Source organism: Pseudomonas sp. GW821-FHT09C10, assembly GCF_059418085.1.
The window spans coordinates 122,265-145,266 of record NZ_JBWKPE010000011.1 but is presented as its reverse complement, the minus strand read 5'-3'; the positions used below and the strand labels follow the sequence as shown (position 1 = coordinate 145,266).

Here is a 23,002-nt window from a genome sequence, read left to right as displayed (position 1 = left end):
TATTTGTAGCTGGCCCAAGACTTGCCAACAAACGACGATTAGGCGAGATATCATTCCGTTTATTCATGCAAAGAATAAAAAGAGGCATGCCGTGCTGAACAAAAGACATTTGCCCTCGATCACCGCCCTGCAGTGTTTCGAGGCCGCCACCCGCCACCTGAGCTTCACCCGCGCCGCCGAGGAGCTGAACCTCACGCAAAGCGCAGTGAGCAAACAGGTCGCGCAGTTGGAAGAACTGCTCCAGCACCTGCTGTTTCGCCGCGTGCGTCGCCGCTTGCAGATGACCCCGGCAGGCGATCTGTACCTGGTGGAAGTGCGCAAGATCCTCACGCAGGTGGAGATGTCCACCCACTACCTGCGCTCCTATGGCGGCGAGACCGAAGTGTTGCGCGTGTCCACCCCCTACACCTTTGGCGCGCGCTGGCTGGTGCCGCGCCTCAAGGGCTGGCGCCTGCGCCACCCGCAGATCCACCTGGACCTGTGCAACGAACAGGAGCCGGACGAACTGCTGCAAGGCAAGGCCGACATGGCCTTCTACTTCGGCCAGGGCTCGCGCCCCGGCACCGAGAGCCTGAAACTGTTCAGCGAAGAGTTGGTACCGGTGTGCGCCCCGGAAAGCCTGCCGGCGCAGCCGTTCACCGATCCCACGCAACTGAGCGACCTGGTGCTGCTGCAAAACGCCTCGCGCCCCCAGGGCTGGCATGATTGGTTTGCCGACCAGGGTTATCACACCGAACACAGCTACCACGGGCCGCGTTTCGACACCTTTTATATGTGCATTCGTGCGGCGCAGGTCGGTTGCGGCGTGGCGTTGTTGCCGCGCTTTCTGGTGGAGGAAGAACTGGCCGACGGCAAGCTGGTGATCCCCTGGCAGCATGCAATGCCCAGCCAGGACGCTTACTACCTGGCCTTCCCGGAACACGCGGCGGAGGTGCCCAAGGTGCGGGAGTTTGTGAAGTGGATGATGGAGCAGGTTGTTTAGTGCCTGGAATATCGCCATCGGCGGCAAGTGGCCTTGGCAAAAAAATCACTGGCAAACCTACCCGCGTCTATGCGCCACTAGCCCCCTTCCTTAATTGTGCGTAAAGGTCGGCGCCCATCGCCCGACCTGTCTGGAGATTCCCGTTATGAGCGAGAGTGTGTTTGCCGATCGCATCGTGCAGAACTTGCTCGACACCGACTTCTACAAGCTGACCATGATGCAGGCGGTGCTGCACAACTACCCCAACGTGGAAGTTGAATGGGAGTTTCGTTGCCGTAACAGCGAAGACCTGCGCCCGTACCTGGCGGAGATCCGCTACCAGATCGAGCGCCTCGCCGAGCTGAGCCTGAGCCCCGACCAACTGGGGTTCCTGGAACGCATCAGCTTTATGAAGCCGGATTTTTTGCGCTTTCTCGGGCTGTTTCGCTTCAACCTGCGCTATGTGCAGACCGGCATCGAGAACGGCGAGTTGTTTATCCGCCTGCGTGGGCCGTGGCTGCATGTGATTCTGTTTGAAGTGCCGTTGCTGGCGATCGTCAGCGAAGTGCGTAACCGCTACCGCTACCAGACGGTGATCCTCGAACAGGCCCGCGAGCAGCTGTACCGCAAGTTCGACTGGCTGACGGCCAACGCCAGCAGCGACGAGCTTGCCGAGTTGCAAGTGGCCGACTTCGGCACGCGCCGACGTTTCTCGTACCGCGTGCAGGAAGAGGTGGTCAGCGTGCTCAAACATGACTTCCCCGGGCGTTTTGTCGGCACCAGCAACGTGCACCTGGCCCGCGAGTTCGACATGAAGCCGCTGGGCACCATGGCCCATGAATGGATCATGGCCCACCAGCAACTGGGCCCACGCCTGATCGACAGCCAGATCGCCGCCCTCGACTGTTGGGTCCGCGAATACCGTGGCCTGCTGGGTATCGCCCTGACCGATTGCATCACCACCGATGCCTTCCTCGGCGACTTCGACTTGTACTTCGCCAAGCTGTTCGACGGCCTGCGCCACGACTCCGGCGACCCGGTGCAGTGGGCCGAAAAAGCCATCGCCCACTACCACAAGCTGGGCATCGAGCCGATGAGCAAGACCCTGGTGTTCTCCGACAGCCTGTCGTTGCCCAAGGCCTTGGAAATATTCCGCGCGCTGCGTGGTCGCATTAATGTGAGCTTCGGCATCGGCACCAACCTGACCTGCGATATTCCAGGGGTGGAACCGATGAGCATCGTGCTTAAAATGACCGCCTGCAACGGCCAGCCCGTCGCAAAGATCTCCGATGAAGCGGGCAAGACCCACTGCACCGACCCGAATTTTGTCGCCTATTTGCGTCATGTTTTCAAAGTACCTGCCATCTCTAGCAAGGAGTGAATCATGCAAGCCGTACAGCGTGAGATTGCTGAACAGCTCAAGGTCCAAGCGCCGTTCAAGGACCAGGCCGCCCTCGAGGCCGAGGTTGCTCGGCGCGTGGCGTTTATCCAGGACTGCCTGCGCAATTCCGGGCTCAAGACACTGGTGCTGGGCATCAGCGGCGGCGTCGACTCCCTGACTGCCGGCCTGTTGGCCCAACGCGCGATGCAGGAACTGCGCTCCCGCACCGGTGACGAGGCCTACCGCTTTATCGCCGTGCGCCTGCCCTACGAAACCCAGTTCGATGAAATCGATGCCCAGGCCTCGGTGGACTTTATCGACCCGGACGAGCGCCACACCGTGAATATCGGCCCGGCGGTGAAAGCCCTGGCCAATGAAGTGGCGGCGTTTGAAGGCAAGGCGGCGGTGTCCCGCGACTTCGTGCTCGGCAACACCAAGGCGCGCATGCGCATGGTGGCGCAGTACACCATCGCCGGCGCGGCCAGCGGCCTGGTGATCGGGACCGACCATGCGGCGGAAGCGGTGATGGGCTTTTTCACCAAGTTCGGTGATGGCGCCTGCGACCTGGCGCCGTTGAGCGGCCTGGTGAAAAACCAGGTACGCGCAATTGCGCGATTCTTTGGTGCGCCGGAGTCGTTGGTGGAGAAGGTGCCGACGGCCGATCTGGAAGACCTGTCGCCAGGCAAACCGGATGAAGCGTCACATGGCGTGACCTATGCCGAGATCGACGCGTTCCTGCACGGTGAGCCGGTGCGCGAGGAAGCGTTCCGAATCATCTGCGAGACGTACCGCAAGACCGAGCACAAGCGGGTGATGCCGTTTGCGCCTTGAGGTGAGCCAGATAGTGGTGTGTTGATTGGCAGGCCGCTATCGGGGGCAAGCCCCCTCCCACATTTGAATGTGTTCACAACTCAAGCGTGGGCGGGGGTTTGCTCCCGATAAACGATAACGCGGTCTTATTTGACGACCACAGTGCCCTTCATCATCGAGATGTGGCCTGGGAACGAGCAGAAGAACGCGTAATCCGTACCTGCCGCCAGTTTCGAGACATCGAAGGTCACCGAATCCTTCTCGCCGGCACCAATGATCTTGGTGTGGGCGATGATGCGATCGTCACCCTCTTTCAGGTAGTTCTTGTCGATGCCAGCAGCCATGCCATCAGTGGCAACCGGCTGCATGTTGGCGGCGCTGGTCAGCACCCAGTTATGGCCCATGACGTTTTTCGGCAGGTTGCCGGAGTGAGTCAACTCAACGGTAAACGTCTTGCAGCTCTTGTCGATCGTGATTTCCTTGGTGTTGAAGGACATCTGGTCAGTGGAGTCGACGGTGACCTTGCACTCTGCAGCAAGCAACTGGCCGCTGGCCAGAGTCAGCAGGGAAACAGCAACGAGTTTGGCAAACATGTGAATCTCCAAGGCAGGGTTTAAACAACGCGTAATGCGACAAGGGTGCCTGAGGCAGGCAGAAATGCTTATGACCTGAATCAACAGATTGTATACAACTTTAGGCTATCAGACTTATCGACACAATCAACCAGCCAAAGTGCCGCAGGCTGTCTATGATCGGCCCATCACCCACTGGAGCCCGAGCCATGCACCTCAACCAACTGTTCAATGGCCTCCTGGCCGCGTACGCCTGCGGTAAGTGAAGGCCAAGCGCCCCTTGAAGCTGCTACCATGTCGTCCCAAGGCAGCTGCGCGCCGCCACCCTCACCTTCGACCCTAGAGGATCGCCCATGGCCAAACCTAATTACTCCTTCGCCAAACGTCAGAGAGACTTGGCCAAGGAACAGAAGAAAGAGGAAAAGCTGCAACGCAAGAAAGCCGCGGTAGATGAAGAAGCCGGCGCACTCAACCCGGATGCTGATGGTGAAGTAACGAACGACGAGACTGAAACACCAAAAGATCCAGCTGAATAATTTTCGTTGTGGTGAGCAGGCCACCCCGGCTCACCACGCGCCCCTGTTATTCCAGCGGCATCACCGTCACCCGCACCTCCGGGTCATGGCTCCCTCCCCCCAGAATCACCCCACGCAACGGCGACACATCGGAGAAGTCCCGGCCCCAGGCCAGGGTGATGTGCTCCAGTGCCGGCTGCACATTGTTCGTCGGATCGAAATCCACCCAGCCCGATACCGGGCAATACACCGAGACCCACGCGTGGGAGGCATCGGCGCCGATCAGACGTGGCTGGCCGGGCGGTGGCTGGGTGAGCAGGTAGCCGCTGATGTAACGCGCCGCCAGGCCGCGCGAGCGCAGGCAGGCGAGCATCAGGTGGGCGAAGTCCTGGCACACGCCGCGGCGGCGCTCCAGCACTTCCACCAGTGGCGTGGCGACCTGGGTGGCTTCGGCATCGAAGGTGAATTCACTGAAGATCTTTTCCATCAGCGCCTGCACACCCAGCAGCAACGGTTTGCCAGGGGGAAAACAGCTTTCGGAAAATTCGACGAAGGTTTTCTTCAAGTGCACGTAGGGCGATTCGAAGCGGTAGCGACAGGCTTCGATCAGCTCGGACGACAGCGGCTGGCTGCTGTAGGTCAGGCTGTCACGGGTCCGATCCCAGGCGGGCGACTGCTGGAAATCCAGCACCGGCCGCGCCAGCACTTCCACGGTCAGCCCGGCGTTCACCAATAATTCATCATGGGGCCGCTCGAACGCCAGGCGGGTGATCGGGTTGCCGAACACGTCCAGCTCATCCCGGCGTGCGGACGGCGGCGGGCTGATATCCAGTTGCTGGGCGCTGCAACGCTGCCAGGCGCACGGCCTCGGCCATAAATGCGCGAGCTGCTGGGCCAGGGACACCGGGCTGTCGTAGTGGTAATGGGTATCGTGGAAAATCTGGTAGCGCGCACTCATCACACCGACACCGTTTGCTGACTGACATCATCCACATGGGCAAAGTGGCGCAAAGCCAGACGATCCGACACCTGCCCACTCTCATCGGCGACCGCCTGCAGCAGGTCGGCCAGGCCTTCCAGTGCGGCACGCACGCTGGGTTCGCCAAACAACGGGTTCTCCAGGCACGCCAAGTCGAAGCGCGCCAAGCGCTCAACCAATGGGCCCAGGCCGGTTTCCCGAGGCACACCAAAATCGTCGTTGAGACGTCGCAGCGTGCGGCTCACCAGCTTGAGCTGGAACAGCACCGCGTGGGGGTTCTGCTCGTCCAGCAGCAGCAGGTCGAGTACCGGGATCAACTGCGGCACCGCCAGGTAGCGCGAGCGGTAGGTGATGCTGCTGTTACCCAGTTCCAGCAACCACTCCAGCCCCGCCTGGTCGAACACCGCCACGCCACGCAGGAATGCCGCCAGGCTGCTGCTGAGAAATTGCAGGCGCTCGATGCGCCGCCCCATCATCAGGAAGCGCCAGCCTTCGTCGCGGGTCATGTCGTCGAGGGCAAACCCGGACAGCGCCGCCAGGGACATTACCAGGCGGTTGAGGAAGTCCAGCAACTCACCAAAATCCGGGCTTTCGCTCTCCAGCTCCAGGGCTTCGCGCTGCAGCTCCACCAGGGCCTGCCAGTTCTCACGGGACAGCTTGCCGCGCACCTGGGACGCCGCCCACTGCAAGCGTTGCAGGTTGGCGCGCAGGCTCGACGGCCAATCATCGCCGAGCAAGGCCGCCTGCAAACGCTCGGGCAGCTCGCCCTCCTCCGGCAGCAGGCGCAGGTTTTCACCCAACTCGACCGCCGCCTGCAAGGCCAGGGGGTCGTCGCCGTCGACATAGCGCGCCAGCACGATGCGCAGCCAGCGTGCGCTGTCGTCGCAGCGTTCGCAGTAACGGCCGAACCAGAACAGGTTTTCCACCACGCGGGACGGCAGATAAGGGTCGCGGCGCACCAGGTCGTGTGCACCAATCGCGCGCTGGGCGCGCCAATGCTCGCCACTGCTGGCGCGTTCGCCCAGCACCCAGGTGTCCTTGCTGGCGCCGCCGCGCTGCATCGATACCACTTCGGCATCGGCGTCGGCCGCCACGCGGGTCAGGCCGCCGGGCAGTACACGGTAGCCCTCCGCACTGGCCACGGCATACACGCGCATGCCGATGGCGCGGTGTTGCAGGTGATCCTCCACGGTGTGCCACACCGGTGCCTGGGACAGTTGCGCCAGTTCCTGGGCGACATAGGCGTAGGGCCGCGCACGCATGCGTTCGGCCAGGGCCTGGCGTTGCTCGTCGTTCAAGTCGCGACCGAATACCGGGGTGAAACTTTGCGACGGGAACGCTGGCTTGATCAGCAGTTCCGGCAGTTTCTCCAGGGCCTCGGCCAGCACCGGCGCCTCACCGCACCACCAGGTGGCGATGGACGGCAGGATCAACTCTTCGCCAAACAGGAACTGGTTGATCCTGGGCAGAAAGCCGAGCAAACCGGGGGATTCCAGCACGCCGCTGCCCAGGGCATTGGCCACCAGCACATTGCCCTGGCGCACCGCGTCGAGCAGGCCGGGCACGCCGAGAGCGGAGTCGGTGCGCAATTCCAGCGGATCACAGAAATCGTCGTCGAGGCGACGCATGATCGCGTGCACCCGGCGCAGGCCACTGAGGGTTTTCAGGAACACCGTGCTGTCGCGCACCGTGAGGTCGCCGCCTTCCACCAGCGGGTAACCGAGCTGGCGCGCAAGGTACAGGTGTTCGAAATAGCTTTCGTTGAAACGCCCAGGGGTGAGCAGCACGATCAGCGGCGGCTGGTCATCGCTCGGCGCCTGGCGGGCCAGGGTTTCCTGGAGCGTGCGGAAGAAACCGGTGAGGTGCTGCACCTGCAGATCACGGTACAGGTCCGGGAAGGCGCGGGACACGATGGTGCGGTTTTCCAGCGCATAACCGGCGCCCGAAGGCGCCTGGGTACGGTCGGCGGTGACCCACCAGCGGCCATCCGGGGTACGCGCCAGGTCCACGGCATACAGGTGTAGAAACGCACCGTCGGGCGGTTGGATGCCCTGGCATGGCCAGAGGAAATTGTTATGCCCGAACACCAGCTCGGCCGGCAGCAGGCCTTCCTTGATCAAGCGTTGCGGCCCGTAGAGGTCCGCCAGCACCGCGTTGAGCAGGCGCCCACGCTGGGCGATACCGGCTGACAGCTGCTGCCATTCATCGGCCGCCAGCACATGGGGCAGCAGGTCCAGCTCCCACGGGCGATCGGCGCCCTTGGGGTCGGCGTAGACGTTATAGGTGACGCCGTTTTCCTGGATCTGTCTTGTCAGCAGCGCCTGGCGCTGGGCCAGTTGCGCGGGTGTGCTGCGTTGCAGGTGATCGAGCAAGCGCTGCCAATGGGCGCGTACTGCGCCACTGTCGTCCAGCAGTTCGTGATAAGTACCCGCGGTCAGCGGGTATTGGTCGAGCAAGTCGGGCATGGAACGCTCGGCAGAGGCAAAGGGGCTCAGTTTAATTCAAATTCACTGCAATCTAATGTGAGAGGGAGCAAGCGCCCTCCCACATCTGGATCGCTTTTAGTCATTTTTATTGGGGTGACGCCGCAGATCCAGGGTCATCGGCAATTCGTCATTGATCACAACACTCGGCACGGTGAGCTTGCCAGGTGTATGGCCGAGACGGAAAAACCGCGCCATGCGCCGGCTCTCCGCCTCATTGGCATTCACCGGCAGGCTGTCGTAGTTACGCCCGCCCGGATGCGCAACATGGTACTGGCAGCCGCCCAGGGAGCGTTGCATCCAAGTGTCCAGCAGGTCGAACACCAGCGGCGCGTGCACCGGGATGGTCGGTTGCAGGCAGTTGGCCGGTTGCCAGGCGCGGTAACGCACGCCGGCGACGAACTCACCGATGCGCCCGGTCGGTTGCAGCGGCACCGGGATGCCATTGCAGGTCAGCAGGTAGCGTTGCGGCGGCAGCCCGCTCACCTTCACCTGCAAGCGCTCCAGGGACGAATCCACATAGCGCACCGTGCCGCCCACCGCGCCCTCTTCGCCCAGCACATGCCAAGGCTCCAGGGCCTGGCGCAGTTCCAGCTCGATCCCGCTGACGGCGTAATCGCCCACCTTGGGGAAGCGGAACTCCAGGTGCGCGGCGAACCATTCGGCCCGCAATGGGTAACCGGCGGCGTTCAATTCGACGATCACATCGGCAAAGTCCTGCTCGATAAAGTGCGGCAACAGGAAGCGGTCATGCAGTTCGGTGCCCCAGCGCGCCAGTTTCGGCGGCGCATAGGGTTCACGCCAGAAGCGCGCCACCAAGGCCCGCAGCAGCAGTTGCTGGGTCAGGCTCATGCGTGCGTGGGGCGGCATTTCAAAGGCCCGCAACTCGAGCAACCCCAGGCGGCCAGTGGCACCGTCGGGCGAGTAGAGTTTGTCGATACAGAATTCGGCGCGGTGGGTATTGCCCGTCACGTCGATCAACAGGTTGCGCAGCAGGCGATCCACCAACCACGGCGGGCATTCTTCACCCGGCTGCGGCATTTGCGCAAAGGCGATTTCCAGTTCATACAGCGCGTCGTTGCGGGCTTCGTCGACCCGCGGTGCCTGGGAGGTCGGGCCGATAAACAGGCCGGAAAACAGGTACGACAGCGAGGGGTGGTTATGCCAATAGCTGATCAGGCTGCGCAGCAGGTCGGGCCGGCGCAGGAATGGGGAGTCCTTGGGCGTCGCGCCCCCCAGCACAAAGTGGTTACCGCCGCCGGTGCCGGTGTGGCGGCCGTCGATCATGAACTTCTCGGTGGTCAGCCGGGTTTGCCGCGCCTCCTCGTAGAGGAATTCGGTGCGTTCAACCAACTCGTCCCAGGTCGCGGACGGCTGCACGTTGACCTCGATCACCCCCGGATCCGGCGTAACGCGGAAGTTGCTCAGGCGCATATCGAACGGCGGTTCGTAGCCTTCCAGCAGCACCGGGCAGTGCAACTCCTCGGCAGTGGCTTCGATGGCGGCCACCAGTTCCAGGTAATCCTCGACGCGTTCCAGGGGCGGCATAAACAGGTACAGGCGCCCTTCCCGCGCTTCGGCGCAGAGGGCGGTGCGGGTCAGCCAGTCGGCGGACTCGTCGACCTCGGGCACTCGCTCGTCGCTCGGCGCGGGTTCGCCATGGCTTTGCAGTTGCGCACTGGTCGGCAGTTCCGGCTGATCCTGGTTAGGGTCGGTGGGGTGCACGAACGGATACTCCGCCGCCGTCACCCACGGCTGCGAGGCCAACGGCAGGCGATAGCCCAGCGGCGAATCCCCCGGCACCAGGCGGCAATGGTTATCGCGCAGGTACCAGCGCCCGCTCTGCCAGTGGTCATTGGCGGCGGTGCGTGCCAGCGGCAGCACCTGGCCGATGACTTTATCCAGGCCCTGGCTGAACACCTTGCGCAGGCGTTCGCGCTCCAGCTCGTCACTCAAGCGCGGGTCCTGGGCAGTGACGTTTTGCGGCAACGCACCTTCGCGCCACAGGTAGTAGAAATTGTCTTCGTAGGCCGGGAATACAAAGCGCGCCGGCAACTTCAGGCGCTCGGCGACGCTGGCCAGGAAGCGCCCGGCCATTACGCCATCGGCGCCGTAGTCCTGTTGTTCATCGGCGATCAGCGCGCTGTTGTGCCAGATGGGCACGCCGTCACGGCGCCAGTAGCAGTTAAGCGACCAGCGCGGCAATTGCTCGCCGGGGTACCACTTGCCCTGGCCGAAGTGCACCAGGCCCTTGGGTGCGTAGTGCTTGCGCATGCGCTGGAACAGCTCGGCGGACAAGCGCCGCTTGTCCGGCCCGAGGGCCGCGGTGTTCCACTCGGCGCCGTCGGGATCGTCGATGGAGACGAAGGTCGGCTCGCCACCCATGGTCAGGCGCACATCATCCTTGAGCAAGTCGCCATCGATCTGCCGGCCCAGGGCCTGGATCGCCAGCCATTGCTCTTCGGTGTAGGGCTTGGTCACCCGTGGCGCTTCCCAGATGCGCTCCACCGACATCTCGTGGGTAAATTCGCACTCGCAAGGTTCCACCAGCCCACTGATCGGCGCGGCGGACGATGGATCAGGACTACAGGCCAATGGGATATGCCCTTCACCGGCGAACAGCCCGGAGGTGGCATCCAGGCCGATCCAGCCGGCACCGGGCAAATACACTTCGCACCAGGCGTGCAGGTCGGTGAAGTCGACTTCGGTGCCGGAGGGGCCGTCGAGGGCTTTGACGTCGGCGGTCAGTTGGATCAGATAACCGGACACAAACCGCGCCGCCAACCCGAGGTTGCGCAGCAATTGCACCAGCAGCCAGGCCGAATCACGGCAGGAGCCGGAAGCGTTTTCCAGGGTGAATTCCGGGGTTTGCACCCCCGGTTCCATGCGGATCAGGTAGCCGATGTCGGCGGCCAGGCGCTGGTTGAGGCCCACCAGGAAGTCCACGGCCGGCAACGGCGTGCGGTCGATACCCGCCAGGTAGGCGGCAAACCTCGGCGTCAGCGGCAGGGTTTCCAGGTACGGCGCCAGCTCGCGCTGTTCATCGGCGGCGTAGCTGAAGGGGATTTTTTCGGCATAGGGCTCAAGGAAAAAATCGAACGGGTTGAACACCGCCATCTCGGCGACCAGGTCAACCTCGATGCGCAGTTCATCGGTCTTTTCCGGGAACACCAGACGCGCCAGGTAATTGCCCTGGGGGTCCTGCTGCCAATTGATGAAGTGCTGCTCGGGCAGCACTTTGAGTGCGTAGGACAAAATCCGCGTGCGGCTATGGGCCGCCGGGCGCAGACGCACAATCTGTGGGCCGAGTTCGACCGCGCGGTCGTAGCGGTAATGCGTAACGTGGTGCAACGCGACATGAATCGACACGGCGGCCTCCTGCGAGCCAGGGCATGGACACAAAGCGCGCAAGACTTATGCCAGAGCGGCGGTCATTGCGCTTTATCGTAAGACCCGGTGCAGTACAGCACCAAAACGGCGCCGACAGTGGTGTCGTGGTGCAGGCGTCGCACATATTTGTGGCGTTAATGTGAGGATGGGTGGCGAATCTACCCAATCAACGGGTTTTGCGCTTTGCGATTACGGCTGGTTTAACCGCCTGCCGAATGCGACGGATTCCCACGAGTTTCGTGCGCATCTCTCGTTGAACCTTGCTGTTAAGTGTCAATAATCCGAGCAATGGGAATAACAGCGCCAACCCATAAAGGACTTTGTGAGGCTGGAATTGAACCATCGGAGCTACAAACAGCAGACAGGCGACATAGATACCGACCATTACCCACACCCAGGAGGGTCGGCCCCGCAAAATCATAAAGTTGCTATGGACCGTCAACAGAATGAGCAGCGCCCCGGCAGACATGATCTTGAGCCCCACTTGAGCCATCGGCGCATCACGAAAATAGGTGATGAACGCCAGCGCCACAGCCAACGCCAAAGAAAAACACGCAGCAAATACGCCGCCCATAAACGTCAGAAAGTATTGTCTGAAAAAGTCGCGTAGCGTCATCAATTCGCTCATTCGCTTACCTCCTCGTACAGTCCAATCGCGATGGTGTTGACGTTTCCGGAGTAGGCACTCCCGCCAAACCCAACGCTTGCGCCCAGGACGTCTTTGATCTGGGTAGTGGTGCTGTGCTTGAGCTGCGTAGGGGTGAAACGCTTGGTGAGCTCGCCCGACGCCTGCCTCAATTTGATCATCTTCGCGGTCAAGCTGGGATGGTTGATGCTCAGCAGCTCTTTCGTCAGCTTGGCTCTTTCCTGGCGGTTCAAACCGCGAAGCACATCACGCAGGCTCTTGCCCGTCGATGCTTTGGCGGCCCTGACCAGCTTGACCGTCGTCAGGGCCGAAGCGCCCACGCCAGCCAGTGATACGGCGTCCAGCACGATGGACGCATTCTGGTACCAGCCTTCACTGTCGAGCGAATCCTTGACCTCAGGTTTGGCGACTTCCAGCGCTGTTCGGGCAACGCCGTTGAAACACTGAAGCGTACTTGCGCCGGCAGCCGCATACCCCACTACGACGATGACGGAACTGGCGCCAGCGCTGAAAGGCACCAGAATTGTTCCACTGGCGATCGCAGCCCAACTGATCACCGCCCCCAAGCAGGAGATTCCGGTATTCACGGCTTCGCCAATCAGTCGCGATTCTCGAGGATTGCTCACGACATGTTGAGCAAACTGTGTTGGCGCAATGTACTTCTGCGCTTCACGCAAAATGATGCGCTTGGGCTTGATGCTGCAGATGGGCTTGAATTCGCGCAGGGTAATGACATTGAAGTCAGCGTCGATATACACCACCCCCGCGCCGACGATGCTGGGGTCGGCGTCGATGGCCGCGAACAGCCGTGGCAGGTTGATCTGGCTTTCGATGCGCTGGCGCGCCATGAACTGGGAGCGGTTGGAGTCCATGCCGATGCCGGCCAGGGGGTTGCCCATGGGGTGTTCTTCCTTGAAGGGGTGGAGACTGGACTGACGCTATCGGGGGCAAGCCCCCTCCCACACTTGTCCGTATTCGCAATCCAATATGGGAGGGGGCTTGCCCCCGATAGCGATTTAATGGGCGCCACCTTACCAAACAGCCTCCCCACCGCCTAGAAAGCAAAACGCCAGCACAAGGCTGGCGTTTGCATTTTCAAGCGACGATCAACGCGGCACCACCGGCTTGCGGGCCGGCTTGCCGCCCTTGCCCTTGGCCGCATCGCTGCGTTCCTTGGCCGCCTGCTTGTTACGCGCCTGGGCCGCGGCCTTGGCTTGCTCACGCTTATCCCACGGGTTGCTGCCGTCGCTGCCACGGGGCGGCAGGCCGGTGTGCTGGGTGAGGATCCTGGTGGTGGTTTCCTTGGCGACCTTGTGGCTGCCGGCCGGCGTCGAGTTCTTGCGACGGGCGCTCTGGTAGCTGTCGGTGCTCGGCTGGTGCAGCGGGATCAGTTGGTCCTTGCCCGGCCCGATCAGGTCGGCACGACCCATGCGGGTCAGCGCTTCACGCAGCATCGGCCAGCCCTTCGGGTCGTGATAGCGCAGGAACGCCTTGTGCAGGCGGCGCTGCTCTTCGCTCTTGACGATGGTCACCGCGTCGCTCTTGTAGGTGACCTTGCGCAGCGGGTTCTTGCCCGAGTGGTACATCGCGGTGGCGGTGGCCATCGGCGACGGGTAGAACGCCTGCACCTGGTCGGCGCGGAAGCCGTTGCCCTTGAGCCACAGGGCCAGGTTCATCATGTCTTCATCGGTGGTGCCCGGGTGGGCGGCGATGAAGTAAGGGATCAGGTACTGCTCCTTGCCCGCTTCCTTGGTGTACTTCTCGAACATGCGCTTGAACTTGTCATAGCTGCCGATGCCCGGTTTCATCATCTGGTTGAGCGGACCTTCCTCGGTGTGTTCCGGGGCGATCTTGAGGTAGCCACCGACGTGGTGGGTGACCAGCTCCTTGACGTATTCCGGCGACTCGACCGCGAGGTCGTAGCGCAGGCCGGAAGCGATCAGGATCTTCTTCACCCCAGGCAATGCACGGGCGCTGCGGTACAGCTGGATCAACGACGAGTGGTCGGTGTTCAGGTTCGGGCAGATGCCGGGGAACACGCACGACGGCTTGCGGCACGCGGATTCGATTTCCGGGCTCTTGCAGGCAATGCGGTACATGTTCGCGGTCGGGCCGCCGAGGTCGGAGATCACACCGGTGAAGCCTGGAACCTTATCGCGGATCTCTTCGATTTCGCGAATGATCGACTCTTCGGAACGGTTCTGGATGATCCGCCCTTCGTGCTCGGTAATCGAGCAGAAGGTGCAGCCGCCGAAGCAGCCACGCATGATGTTCACCGAGAAGCGGATCATGTCGTAGGCCGGGATTTTCTCCTTGCCGTACGCCGGGTGCGGAACACGGGCGTAAGGCATGCCGAACACGTAGTCCATTTCTTCGGTGGTCATCGGAATCGGCGGCGGGTTGAACCACACGTCCACTTCGCCGTGCTTCTGCACCAGGGCGCGGGCGTTGCCTGGGTTGGTTTCCAGGTGCAACACGCGGTTGGCGTGGGCATAGAGCACGGCGTCGCCACGGACTTTTTCCACCGAGGGCAGGCGGATCACGGTCTTGTCGCGGGTCATGCGCGGGCTGGCCAGGATCTGCACGACCTTGGCTTCTTCCGGATCATCGACCGGCCCCTTTTCCTGCTCGATGGCGCAGGCCTGGGTGTCCTGGGTGTTGACGTACGGGTTGATGATCTTGTCGACCTTGCCCGGGCGGTCGATACGTGTGGAATCCACTTCGTACCAGCCGGCTGGGGTATCGCGACGGATGAACGCGGTGCCGCGCACATCGGTAATGTCTTCGATCTTGTGGCCCCACGACAGGCGCTGGGCGACTTCGACGATAGCCCGCTCGGCGTTGCCGTACAGAAGGATATCGGCGGTGGCGTCGATCAGGATCGAGTTGCGCACGCGGTCCTGCCAGTAGTCGTAGTGGGCGATGCGGCGCAGGGACGCTTCGATGCCGCCGAGTACGATCGGCACGTTCTTGTAGGCTTCCTTGCAACGCTGGCTGTACACCAGGCTGGCGCGGTCCGGACGTTTGCCGGCCATGCCGCCAGGGGTGTAGGCGTCGTCGGAACGGATTTTCTTGTCGGCGGTGTAGCGGTTGATCATCGAGTCCATGTTGCCGGCCGCGACGCCGAAGAACAGGTTCGGCTCGCCCAGTTTCATGAAGTCGTCTTTGGACTGCCAGTTCGGCTGCGCAATGATCCCGACGCGGAAGCCCTGGGACTCCAGCAGCCGGCCGATGATGGCCATGCCGAACGACGGGTGGTCCACGTAGGCATCACCGGTGACGATGATGATGTCGCACGAATCCCAGCCAAGCTGATCCATCTCCTCCCTGCTCATCGGCAGGAATGGCGCAGGACCGAAACATTCGGCCCAGTACTTGGGATAGTCAAATAACGGCTTGGCTGTTTGCATGACGGTGACCGGTGTTGAGATGAAAAATCGCGGGCGCGGAATATAGCACAAATTTTGACCAATTCCGACGGTAATGGTCGGAATTGAGCAGACGGGTTATTCGTCGTCGTCGAAGTTGTAACTGCCCGGCGCCAGGTTCTCGAAGCGCGTGTATTTGCCGATGAATGCCAGGCGAACAAAGCCGATCGGGCCGTTACGCTGCTTGCCGATAATGATCTCGGCAATGCCTTTGTGCTCGGTCTCGGGGTGATACACCTCGTCGCGGTACACGAACATGATCACGTCGGCATCCTGCTCGATCGCTCCGGATTCCCGCAGGTCGGAGTTCACCGGGCGCTTGTTGGGACGTTGTTCCAGGGAGCGGTTGAGCTGGGACAGGGCGACTACCGGGCAGTTGAATTCCTTGGCCAGGGCCTTGAGGGACCGGGAGATTTCGGAAATTTCGTTGGTGCGGTTATCGCCACTGGAGCCCGGGATCTGCATCAATTGCAGGTAGTCGATCATGATCAGGGCGATGTCGCCGTGCTCACGTACCAGGCGGCGGGTACGTGCACGCATCTCGGACGGGCTGATACCGGCGGTGTCATCGATAAACAGCTTGCGGTCGTTGAGCAGGTTGACCGCCGAGGTCAGGCGCGGCCAGTCGTCGTCTTCCAGGCGACCGGCACGCACCTTGGTCTGGTCGATACGGCCGAGGGACGACAGCATACGCATGATCAGCGATTCGCCTGGCATCTCGAGGGAGTACACCAGGACGGTCTTGTCGCTGCGCAACACGGCGTTTTCCACCAGGTTCATCGCAAAGGTGGTCTTACCCATGGATGGACGGCCGGCGACGATGATCAGGTCGGACGGCTGCAGGCCGCTGGTCTTCTCGTCGAGGTCGGTGTAGCCGGTGGAAATACCAGTGATGGCGTTGTCGGTGTTGAACAAGGTGTCGATGCGGTCGATGGCCTTGGTCAACAGGTCGTTGACGCTGACCGGGCCGCCGGTTTTCGGGCGCGCTTCGGCGATCTGGAAGATCTGGCGCTCGGCTTCATCAAGGATTTCGGCGGCGGTGCGGCCTTCGGGGTTGAAGGCGCTGTCGGCGATTTCGGTGCTGATGCCGATCAACTGGCGCAGGGTGGCGCGCTCGCGAACGATCTGGGCATAGGCCTTGATGTTGGCGACGGACGGTGTGTTTTTTGCCAGCTCACCCAGGTAGCCCAGGCCACCGACCTGGGAGGTCTGGCCTTCCTTGTCCAGCTGTTCAGCCAGGGTCACCACGTCGATTGGGGAGTTCTGGTCGGCCAGCTTGGCGATGGCACGGAAGATCAGGCGGTGGTCATGACGATAGAAATCACCGTCCGAGACTTGATCCAGCACGCGTTCCCAGGCGTTGTTGTCCAGCATCAGGCCACCGAGCACGGCCTGTTCGGCCTCGATGGAATGCGGCGGCACCTTCAGGGCAGCGGTTTGCAGATCGTATTGCTCAGGAGCTGAAATATCGTTCATGGCCACTTGGAATTAGGGGATTGTAGAAAAACAAAAGGCACGACCTGTAAACAGGATCGTGCCCGATGTTAACTGCCCGGCACACGAGGTGCCAGTCAGTTAGGTGCGACTTAAGCTGCTACCACGACAACGCGTACGGTGGCTTCAACTTCGGCGTGCAGGTGCACGGCTACGTCGAATTCGCCTACGTTGCGGATGGTGCCGTTCGGCAGACGAACTTCGCTCTTCTGCACTTCAACGCCGGAGGCGGTCAGTGCATCAGCGATGTCGTGGGTGCCGATCGAACCGAACAGCTTGCCTTCGTCACCGGCGGTGGCAGTGATAGTCACTTCCAGCTCAGCCAGTTGGGCAGCGCGAGTTTCGGCCGAAGCTTTTTTGTCTGCTGCTGCTTTTTCCAGCTCAGCGCGACGCTCTTCAAACGCAGCCAGGTTGGCAGCGGTTGCAGCGGTGGCTTTGCCGTATGGCAGCAGGTAGTTACGACCGTAGCCGGCCTTAACGTTCACTTTGTCGCCCAGGTTGCCCAGGTTGGCGACTTTTTCCAGAAGGATCAGTTGCATGTGAAAATCCTCTAACTTTTAACCTTCACCGTTCGCGTTATCGGCGTCTTTCGGCGCAGAACGTCCGCGAAAATCAATCAGGCTGTCGACAATGGCCAAGACCACGAGTAACGGACCGATCAAGTGCATGAGCGGCAGGACGGTGACGTAGATCCCCACCAGCCAGAAACTGGCCAGTCTTTTCTGCGCGACCAGCCCGTGAATCAGGGACAAGCCAGCGAAGAACAGCGGCACACCGCACAACGGCAACAGGATCAAGGTGTGCCACCCGATAAACGGGGCAACGCACATGACGGCCAGCAGTGACAGCGCAACGCGCTTGGGGATCCGGATTGCGCGAAACTCGCTTCCGAAACCGCCGGGGTTATACAACAACGCCTGCCAATAGCGCCCAAGAATCAGGCACAACACACTAAAGACCTGCACCGAAACCGCTGTCGAAATGATCAACATCGGAACTGCCAGTGAAGCGAGTGCTGCTTTCTGGTCTGCCGAGAACTTCTCGTAAGACTCACCCATCACCAGCGGCAAGACGTGTTGAAACGTCTGCGCCAGCGACTCGATGAAGGAACCGAAGACGGTCCCCAGGCTCACCGCACACAACAACCCCACGGCCGTGCTGACCAGCAGCACGCGATTCCAGGAATGCCCGGCGCGCAAAACCAACGCCAGGCTGCAACTCCCCAACAGCACCAGAAGTGCTGTCGGGTCTTGCAGGAAATGCCAGCTCACCAACACTGACAACAACCCCAGACCCAGGACGCTCAAGGCGTCCGAACCGCGCCGCAGGAGCACAAGGCAACCCGCGGCGGCACCCAACCAGAACAACAACGGCAACACTGCACATCCAGCCACTACCAGAGTGGCCTGCACACGACCGCGCATGATGAACTCAGCTAAGGCGCGCATGCATTCAATCCCTTACTACTTGTCGACTGCCCGGTCTCAGCGGCCGTGGCTGTCGGTGTAGGCCAGCAGGGCCAGGAAGCGGGCGCGCTTGATAGCGGTAGCCAGCTGACGCTGATAACGTGCTTTGGTACCGGTGATACGGCTTGGAACGATTTTGCCGGTCTCGGATACGTAGGCTTTCAGAGTGTTGAGATCTTTGTAGTCGATCTCCTTCACTTCTTCAGCGGTGAAGCGGCAAAACTTACGACGACGGAAGAAACGTGCCATTTGATAGGCTCCTTAATAAGGTCCGTGGATTACTCGTCAGCGTTATCGCTGCTGTCGCTGTCATCACTATCAGCGCTATCAGCGCCTTCGTGCTCAGGACGGTCGCGACGCTCACGGCGCTCACTGCGGTTTTCTTCAGCCTTGAGCATCTCGGATTGGCCGGTAACGGCTTCTTCGCGACGGATGACCAGGTTACGGATCACTGCATCGTTGTAGCGGAAGTTGTCTTCCAGCTCGGCCAGGGCCTTGCCAGTGCACTCAACGTTCAGCATCACGTAGTGAGCCTTGTGAACATTGTTGATTGCGTAGGCCAGTTGACGACGACCCCAATCTTCCAGACGGTGGATTTTGCCGCCGTCTTCTTCGATCAGCTTGGTGTAACGCTCAACCATGCCGCCGACTTGCTCGCTTTGATCCGGGTGGACCAAAAAGATGATTTCGTAATGACGCATGAATGCTCCTTACGGGTTGTAGCCTGCCGCTCAAAAACGGTCAGACAAGGAGTGAATGACACTTATGGATCTTGCCGCAGGGAGGCACATCGGTGCCTGCCAGGAAGGCAAGGGGCGCAATTGTAGAGAAGGGGAAGAACGGGCGCAAGGTGATTGGTGATTATTTGAACAATCGCCCAGGCACCACAAAAGCAAATGTGGGAGGGGACAGCCTCCTCCCACATGTTGGTTCTACGCCAGGCTTGGAATTACTTCTTCGCCTTGGCCTTGGCACCACGCTGACGCTGGGCCTCAAACAGGCACACGCCGGTCGCAACCGACACGTTCAGGCTGCTGACGCTACCGGCCATCGGCAGGTGCACCAGGTAATCGCAATGTTCACGGGTCAGGCGACGCATGCCCTTGCCTTCGGCCCCCATGATGAGGATGGTCGGACCGGTGAGGTCCTGGTCATAAATGCTGACCTCGGCCTCTCCCGCCGTGCCCACGACCCACAGGCCGCGCTGCTGGAGTTTCTCCAGGGTGCGCGCCAGGTTGGTCACGGCCACCAGTGGAATCACTTCCGCCGCGCCACAGGCGACTTTACGCACCACCGGCGTCAAGGTAGCCGACTTGTCCTTCGGCACAATCACCGCCAGCGCACCTGCTGCATCCGCCGAGCGCAGGCACGCGCCGAGGTTGTGCGGGTCGGTCACGCCGTCCAGCACCAGCAGCAGCGGTGCACCTTCGGTACGGTCGAGCAGCTCATCGAGCATCGCTTCGCCCCAGACCTGGCTAGGACTCACGTCCGCCACCACACCCTGGTGAACGCCTTCGACCCACACGTCCATTTCACGCCGCTCGGCCTGGCCGATTGCGACCTTGTTTTGGTTGGCCAGCTCGACTAACGCCTGTACGCGCGGCTCGCTGCGGCCTTCGGCCAGCCAGACTTGCTTGACGCGCTTAGGGTGGTGACGCAGCAGTGCTTCTACGGCGTGGACGCCGTAGATTTTTTCCAGACTCATGACTTGGCCTTAGGTTTGCGCGAACCGCCGCTTTTCGCGGGGGCCGAACCCGCTTTTGGCGGGCCTTTACGGTGTTTACTTGGCTTGCTCGACGGCTTTTCCGCCCCTTGGGACTTTCCCCCAGACGCCGCTTTACCACCGCTTTTGGCTTCGTTGAGCAACTGCTGCTTCAACTCACGGCTCTTGCGCAGTTCGGCGTTTTTCGCCGCCGCGTCGCTTGGGCGGTAGGCCTCGGGCGCTTTGTCCTTGGCTGCAGGACGGCGCCCGGCCTTGGCTGGAGCGGGCTCTGCCACTGCCGCTTTGGCGGGAGCGCCTTTGCCTTTGCTTGCAGGCGCGGTCGTTTCGCTGCCACGCTTTTTACGGCCCGGCGCTTCAGCGGGCTTGTCAGGCATGCCAAAGTCGATCTTGCGCTCGTCGAGATCGACGCGCATGACCTGCACTTCCACGGTATCGCCCAAACGGAAGCTGCGACCGGTACGCTCGCCCGCCAGGCGGTGGTGCACAGGGTCGAAGTGGTAGTAGTCACCCGGCAAGGCGGTGACGTGCACCAGGCCTTCGACGTAGATGTCGGTCAGCTCGACGAACAAGCCAAAGCCGGTGACGGCGGTGATCACGCCTGGGAACGACTCGCCCACGCGGTCCTTCATGAACTCGCACTTGAGCCAGTTCACCACGTCGCGGGTGGCTTCGTCGGCGCGGCGCTCGCTCATGGAGCACTGCTCGCCCAACTGTTCCAGGGCCGCTTCGTCGTACGGATAGATCCGCGCCTTCGGAATGGTCATGGCACCGGCACGCTTGACGTGCGGGGTGTTTTGCTTGGAATGGATCACGCTGCGGATTGCGCGGTGCGTGAGCAAGTCCGGATAGCGGCGAATCGGCGAGGTGAAGTGGGTGTACGCCTCGTAATTCAGGCCGAAGTGGCCCTGGTTATCGGCGCTGTACACCGCCTGGCTCAGGGAGCGCAGCATCACGGTCTGGATCACGTGGTAATCCGGACGGTCCTTGATGCTGGCCAGCAGTGCCTGGTAGTCCTTCGGCGTCGGGCCGTCCTTGCCTTTGTGCAGGGACAGGCCCAGCTCGCCGAGGAACGCGCGCAGTTTTTCCAGGCGCTCCGGTGGCGGACCATCGTGCACACGGTAGAGCGCAGGGATTTCGTGCTTTTTCAGGAATTCAGCGGTGGCCACGTTGGCCGCCAGCATGCATTCCTCGATCAGCTTGTGCGCATCGTTACGGGTGGTCGGGGTGATCGCGGCGATCTTGCGCTCGGAACCGAAGACAATCCGGGTTTCCTGGGTTTCAAAATCGATCGCGCCACGCACATGACGGGCACCCAGCAACACTTTGTACAACGCATACAGCTGCTTGAGGTGCGGCACCACATGCCCGTACTCACCACGCAACGCCTTGGCTTCGCTGGTTTTCGGCTGTTCCAGGATGGTGCTGACCTTGTTGTAGGTCAGGCGCGCCTGGGAGTGGATCACCGCTTCGTAGAACTGGTAATCGGTCATTTCGCCGGTTTTCGAGATAGTCATCTCGCAGACCATGGCCAAACGGTCGACTTTCGGGTTCAGGGAGCACAGGCCATTGGACAGCTGCTCAGGCAGCATCGGGATCACGCGCTCAGGGAAATACACGGAGTTGCCGCGTACCTGGGCTTCGTTATCCAGGGCCGAACCGATCTTCACATAGCTGGAAACGTCGGCAATCGCGACGAACAACTTCCAGCCGCCGGAGAACAGGCGCAGCTTGCCGGGTTTGGCTTCGCAGTAGACCGCATCGTCGAAGTCGCGGGCATCTTCACCGTCAATGGTGACGAACGGCAGATGGCGCAGGTCGATGCGTTTTTCCTTGTCCTTCTCTTCGACTTCCGGCTTGAGCTTGGCGGCTTCCTTGAGCACAGCCTCAGGCCAGACGTGAGGAATATCGTAGGTGCGCAGCGCGACGTCGATTTCCATGCCCGGCGCCATGTAGTTGCCGACCACTTCAACAATATCGCCCTGGGGCTGGAAGCGCGCAGTGGGCCAGTGGGTGATTTTCACCTCGACGAACTGACCGACCTTGGCAGCGCCATTGCGGCCCGGGGTGATCAGCACTTCCTGCTGGACCTTCGGGTTATCCGGCACAACAAAGCCGATACCGCCTTCTTCGAAGTAACGGCCGACGATGGACTCGTGGGCACGGGACACCACTTCGACGATCACGCCTTCACGGCGACCGCGACGGTCCAGGCCGGAAACCCGCGCCAGGGCACGGTCGCCATCGAACACCAGGCGCATTTGCGCCGGGCTCATGAACAGGTCATCACTGCCGTCATCCGGGATCAGGAAGCCGAAGCCGTCACGGTGGCCGGCAATGCGGCCGAGGATCAGGTCGAGCTTATCCACGGGTGCATAGGTGCCACGGCGGGTGTAGATCAGTTGAGCATCGCGCTCCATGGCACGCAGGCGGCGGCGCAGGGCTTCGAGCTGGTCTTCGGTGGTCAGACCGAACTCTTCGACCAGCTGCTCACGGCTAGCAGGCGAACCCCGATCGGCGAGGTGCGCCAGGATCAGTTCGCGGCTAGGAATAGGGTTTTCATATTTTTCCGCTTCACGAGCGGCCTCGGGATCGAGGGACTGCCAATCGGCCATTAGAGATTTTTCACCTTGTCTATATGCGGGTTAGTTTGGCATACGCGTATTGAAACGGGAAATTTCAGGCATCAACAAGCGTTTAAAAGCCTTTTACAGCCCTCGCCGCGCACCTTGCACGACCATTGGCGAAATTTTCCAGGTTTTTTTCATAGCAGGGGTTTACAGCTAAAAAACCGCTCCGTATAGTGCGCGCCATCGACGACGGCAACGTTGTTGATGCTGCCCAGGTGGTGAAATTGGTAGACACGCCAGCTTCAGGTGCTGGTGATCGCAAGGTCGTGGAAGTTCGAGTCTTCTCCTGGGCACCAAATTCAGATCAAACCCGCGAAAGCGGGTTTTTTCGTTTCAGGCTTCTGATTTTTAACGAGAAAATCGATTTATATTTTTCGAATCAGGGGTTTACAGATTAAAAAGCCCGCCGTATAGTTCGCCCCATCAACAGCGGCAACGTTGCTTGATAATGCCCAGGTGGTGAAATTGGTAGACACGCCAGCTTCAGGTGCTGGTGATCGCAAGGTCGTGGAAGTTCGAGTCTTCTC

At 61.2% G+C, this 23,002-nt stretch carries 18 protein-coding genes and 1 tRNA gene; 5 read left to right on the top strand and 14 right to left on the bottom strand.

All coding sequences use genetic code 11. The features are described from left to right. Window positions 1-91: 91 nt before the first annotated feature. From AC07OT_RS20890 to nadE, 3 genes are all read left to right on the top strand, one after another. Window positions 92-982, top strand: a complete 891-nt coding sequence (locus AC07OT_RS20890) for a LysR family transcriptional regulator (RefSeq protein ID WP_065925611.1) — start codon at window positions 92-94, stop codon at window positions 980-982. 145 nt (window positions 983-1,127) lie between these two features. Further along, window positions 1,128-2,342, top strand: a complete 1,215-nt coding sequence (pncB, locus tag AC07OT_RS20885; protein ID WP_495108946.1) for a nicotinate phosphoribosyltransferase — start codon at window positions 1,128-1,130, stop codon at window positions 2,340-2,342. A 3-nt stretch (window positions 2,343-2,345) separates the two neighbouring features. Next, window positions 2,346-3,173 carry an NAD(+) synthase gene (gene nadE / locus AC07OT_RS20880; RefSeq protein ID WP_027607697.1) on the top strand — a complete coding sequence of 276 codons (828 nt, stop codon included), beginning with the start codon at window positions 2,346-2,348 and terminating at the stop codon, window positions 3,171-3,173. A 125-nt stretch (window positions 3,174-3,298) separates the two neighbouring features. Here the strand turns inward: nadE and azu are convergent, their stop codons facing one another. Beyond that, window positions 3,299-3,745: an azurin gene (azu, locus tag AC07OT_RS20875; protein WP_495101320.1), complete on the bottom strand. Its 447-nt coding sequence runs from the start codon at window positions 3,743-3,745 to the stop codon at window positions 3,299-3,301. A gap of 332 nt (window positions 3,746-4,077) precedes the next feature. On the opposite strand from azu, the gene AC07OT_RS20870 reads away from it, so the two are divergent. Continuing rightward, complete coding sequence (locus tag AC07OT_RS20870; RefSeq protein WP_027607695.1) at window positions 4,078-4,260, top strand: hypothetical protein; 183 nt, start codon at window positions 4,078-4,080, stop codon at window positions 4,258-4,260. A gap of 46 nt (window positions 4,261-4,306) precedes the next feature. Here the strand turns inward: AC07OT_RS20870 and AC07OT_RS20865 are convergent, their stop codons facing one another. The 13 genes from AC07OT_RS20865 to rnr all read right to left on the bottom strand — a co-directional run bounded on the left by AC07OT_RS20865 (window position 4,307) and on the right by rnr (window position 22,460). Continuing rightward, the gene (locus AC07OT_RS20865; RefSeq protein WP_495108945.1) at window positions 4,307-5,197 is read right to left on the bottom strand and encodes a transglutaminase family protein; all 891 of its coding nucleotides are present in this window, start codon (window positions 5,195-5,197) and stop codon (window positions 4,307-4,309) included. After that, a complete protein-coding gene (locus tag AC07OT_RS20860) occupies window positions 5,197-7,683 on the bottom strand; it encodes a circularly permuted type 2 ATP-grasp protein (RefSeq protein ID WP_495108944.1) in 2,487 nt (828 codons plus the stop codon). Before AC07OT_RS20860 ends, AC07OT_RS20865 begins: the two co-directional genes overlap by 1 nt. Window positions 7,684-7,779: 96 nt before the next feature. Further along, entirely contained in the window at window positions 7,780-11,070 is a 3,291-nt protein-coding gene (locus AC07OT_RS20855; RefSeq protein WP_495108943.1) for a transglutaminase family protein, read from the bottom strand. A gap of 187 nt (window positions 11,071-11,257) precedes the next feature. After that, window positions 11,258-11,719 carry a hypothetical protein gene (locus AC07OT_RS20850; RefSeq protein WP_495108942.1) on the bottom strand — a complete coding sequence of 154 codons (462 nt, stop codon included), beginning with the start codon at window positions 11,717-11,719 and terminating at the stop codon, window positions 11,258-11,260. Continuing rightward, the gene (gene ssp4 / locus AC07OT_RS20845) at window positions 11,716-12,636 is read right to left on the bottom strand and encodes an Ssp4 family T6SS effector (RefSeq protein ID WP_495108941.1); all 921 of its coding nucleotides are present in this window, start codon (window positions 12,634-12,636) and stop codon (window positions 11,716-11,718) included. The genes AC07OT_RS20850 and ssp4 overlap by 4 nt, the downstream gene beginning before the upstream one ends. 207 nt (window positions 12,637-12,843) lie before the next feature. Further along, window positions 12,844-15,147, bottom strand: coding sequence for a YgiQ family radical SAM protein (locus tag AC07OT_RS20840; RefSeq protein WP_027607690.1), 2,304 nt, complete (start codon window positions 15,145-15,147; stop codon window positions 12,844-12,846). A gap of 96 nt (window positions 15,148-15,243) precedes the next feature. Next, window positions 15,244-16,641 (bottom strand): replicative DNA helicase, encoded by a 1,398-nt coding sequence (gene dnaB, locus AC07OT_RS20835; RefSeq protein WP_065940881.1) that lies wholly within the window; start codon window positions 16,639-16,641, stop codon window positions 15,244-15,246. A gap of 110 nt (window positions 16,642-16,751) precedes the next feature. After that, on the bottom strand, window positions 16,752-17,198 hold the full coding sequence (gene rplI, locus AC07OT_RS20830; protein WP_003171376.1) for a 50S ribosomal protein L9: 447 nt from the start codon (window positions 17,196-17,198) through the stop codon (window positions 16,752-16,754). An 18-nt stretch (window positions 17,199-17,216) separates the two neighbouring features. Further along, window positions 17,217-18,107 carry a YybS family protein gene (locus tag AC07OT_RS20825; protein ID WP_065925619.1) on the bottom strand — a complete coding sequence of 297 codons (891 nt, stop codon included), beginning with the start codon at window positions 18,105-18,107 and terminating at the stop codon, window positions 17,217-17,219. 36 nt (window positions 18,108-18,143) lie between these two features. Then, window positions 18,144-18,374 (bottom strand): 30S ribosomal protein S18, encoded by a 231-nt coding sequence (gene rpsR / locus AC07OT_RS20820; RefSeq protein ID WP_003171373.1) that lies wholly within the window; start codon window positions 18,372-18,374, stop codon window positions 18,144-18,146. Between the two features lie 29 nt (window positions 18,375-18,403). Then, window positions 18,404-18,826 (bottom strand): 30S ribosomal protein S6, encoded by a 423-nt coding sequence (gene rpsF, locus AC07OT_RS20815; protein WP_003171371.1) that lies wholly within the window; start codon window positions 18,824-18,826, stop codon window positions 18,404-18,406. Window positions 18,827-19,074: 248 nt separating this feature from the next. Then, window positions 19,075-19,830, bottom strand: coding sequence for a 23S rRNA (guanosine(2251)-2'-O)-methyltransferase RlmB (rlmB, locus tag AC07OT_RS20810; RefSeq protein WP_003217493.1), 756 nt, complete (start codon window positions 19,828-19,830; stop codon window positions 19,075-19,077). Beyond that, window positions 19,827-22,460, bottom strand: a complete 2,634-nt coding sequence (gene rnr / locus AC07OT_RS20805; RefSeq protein WP_065947127.1) for a ribonuclease R — start codon at window positions 22,458-22,460, stop codon at window positions 19,827-19,829. Before rnr ends, rlmB begins: the two co-directional genes overlap by 4 nt. 224 nt (window positions 22,461-22,684) lie before the next feature. On the opposite strand from rnr, the gene AC07OT_RS20800 reads away from it, so the two are divergent. Beyond that, window positions 22,685-22,771 (top strand) — tRNA-Leu (locus tag AC07OT_RS20800). Window positions 22,772-23,002: the final 231 nt, after the last annotated feature.

Excerpts from the sequence above, each read along its gene's own strand:
- pncB (WP_495108946.1), top strand. The coding sequence starts at position 1,128 with ATGAGCGAGAGTGTGTTTGCCGATCGCATCGTGCAGAACTTGCTCGAC.
- nadE (WP_027607697.1), top strand. The coding sequence starts at position 2,346 with ATGCAAGCCGTACAGCGTGAGATTGCTGAACAGCTCAAGGTCCAAGCG.
- azu (WP_495101320.1), bottom strand. The coding sequence starts at position 3,745 with ATGTTTGCCAAACTCGTTGCTGTTTCCCTGCTGACTCTGGCCAGCGGC.
- AC07OT_RS20870 (WP_027607695.1), top strand. The coding sequence starts at position 4,078 with ATGGCCAAACCTAATTACTCCTTCGCCAAACGTCAGAGAGACTTGGCC.
- AC07OT_RS20865 (WP_495108945.1), bottom strand. The coding sequence starts at position 5,197 with ATGAGTGCGCGCTACCAGATTTTCCACGATACCCATTACCACTACGAC.
- AC07OT_RS20860 (WP_495108944.1), bottom strand. The coding sequence starts at position 7,683 with ATGCCCGACTTGCTCGACCAATACCCGCTGACCGCGGGTACTTATCAC.
- AC07OT_RS20850 (WP_495108942.1), bottom strand. The coding sequence starts at position 11,719 with ATGAGCGAATTGATGACGCTACGCGACTTTTTCAGACAATACTTTCTG.
- ssp4 (WP_495108941.1), bottom strand. The coding sequence starts at position 12,636 with ATGGGCAACCCCCTGGCCGGCATCGGCATGGACTCCAACCGCTCCCAG.
- AC07OT_RS20840 (WP_027607690.1), bottom strand. The coding sequence starts at position 15,147 with ATGCAAACAGCCAAGCCGTTATTTGACTATCCCAAGTACTGGGCCGAA.
- dnaB (WP_065940881.1), bottom strand. The coding sequence starts at position 16,641 with ATGAACGATATTTCAGCTCCTGAGCAATACGATCTGCAAACCGCTGCC.
- rplI (WP_003171376.1), bottom strand. The coding sequence starts at position 17,198 with ATGCAACTGATCCTTCTGGAAAAAGTCGCCAACCTGGGCAACCTGGGC.
- AC07OT_RS20825 (WP_065925619.1), bottom strand. The coding sequence starts at position 18,107 with ATGCGCGCCTTAGCTGAGTTCATCATGCGCGGTCGTGTGCAGGCCACT.
- rpsR (WP_003171373.1), bottom strand. The coding sequence starts at position 18,374 with ATGGCACGTTTCTTCCGTCGTCGTAAGTTTTGCCGCTTCACCGCTGAA.
- rpsF (WP_003171371.1), bottom strand. The coding sequence starts at position 18,826 with ATGCGTCATTACGAAATCATCTTTTTGGTCCACCCGGATCAAAGCGAG.
- rlmB (WP_003217493.1), bottom strand. The coding sequence starts at position 19,830 with ATGAGTCTGGAAAAAATCTACGGCGTCCACGCCGTAGAAGCACTGCTG.
- rnr (WP_065947127.1), bottom strand. The coding sequence starts at position 22,460 with ATGGCCGATTGGCAGTCCCTCGATCCCGAGGCCGCTCGTGAAGCGGAA.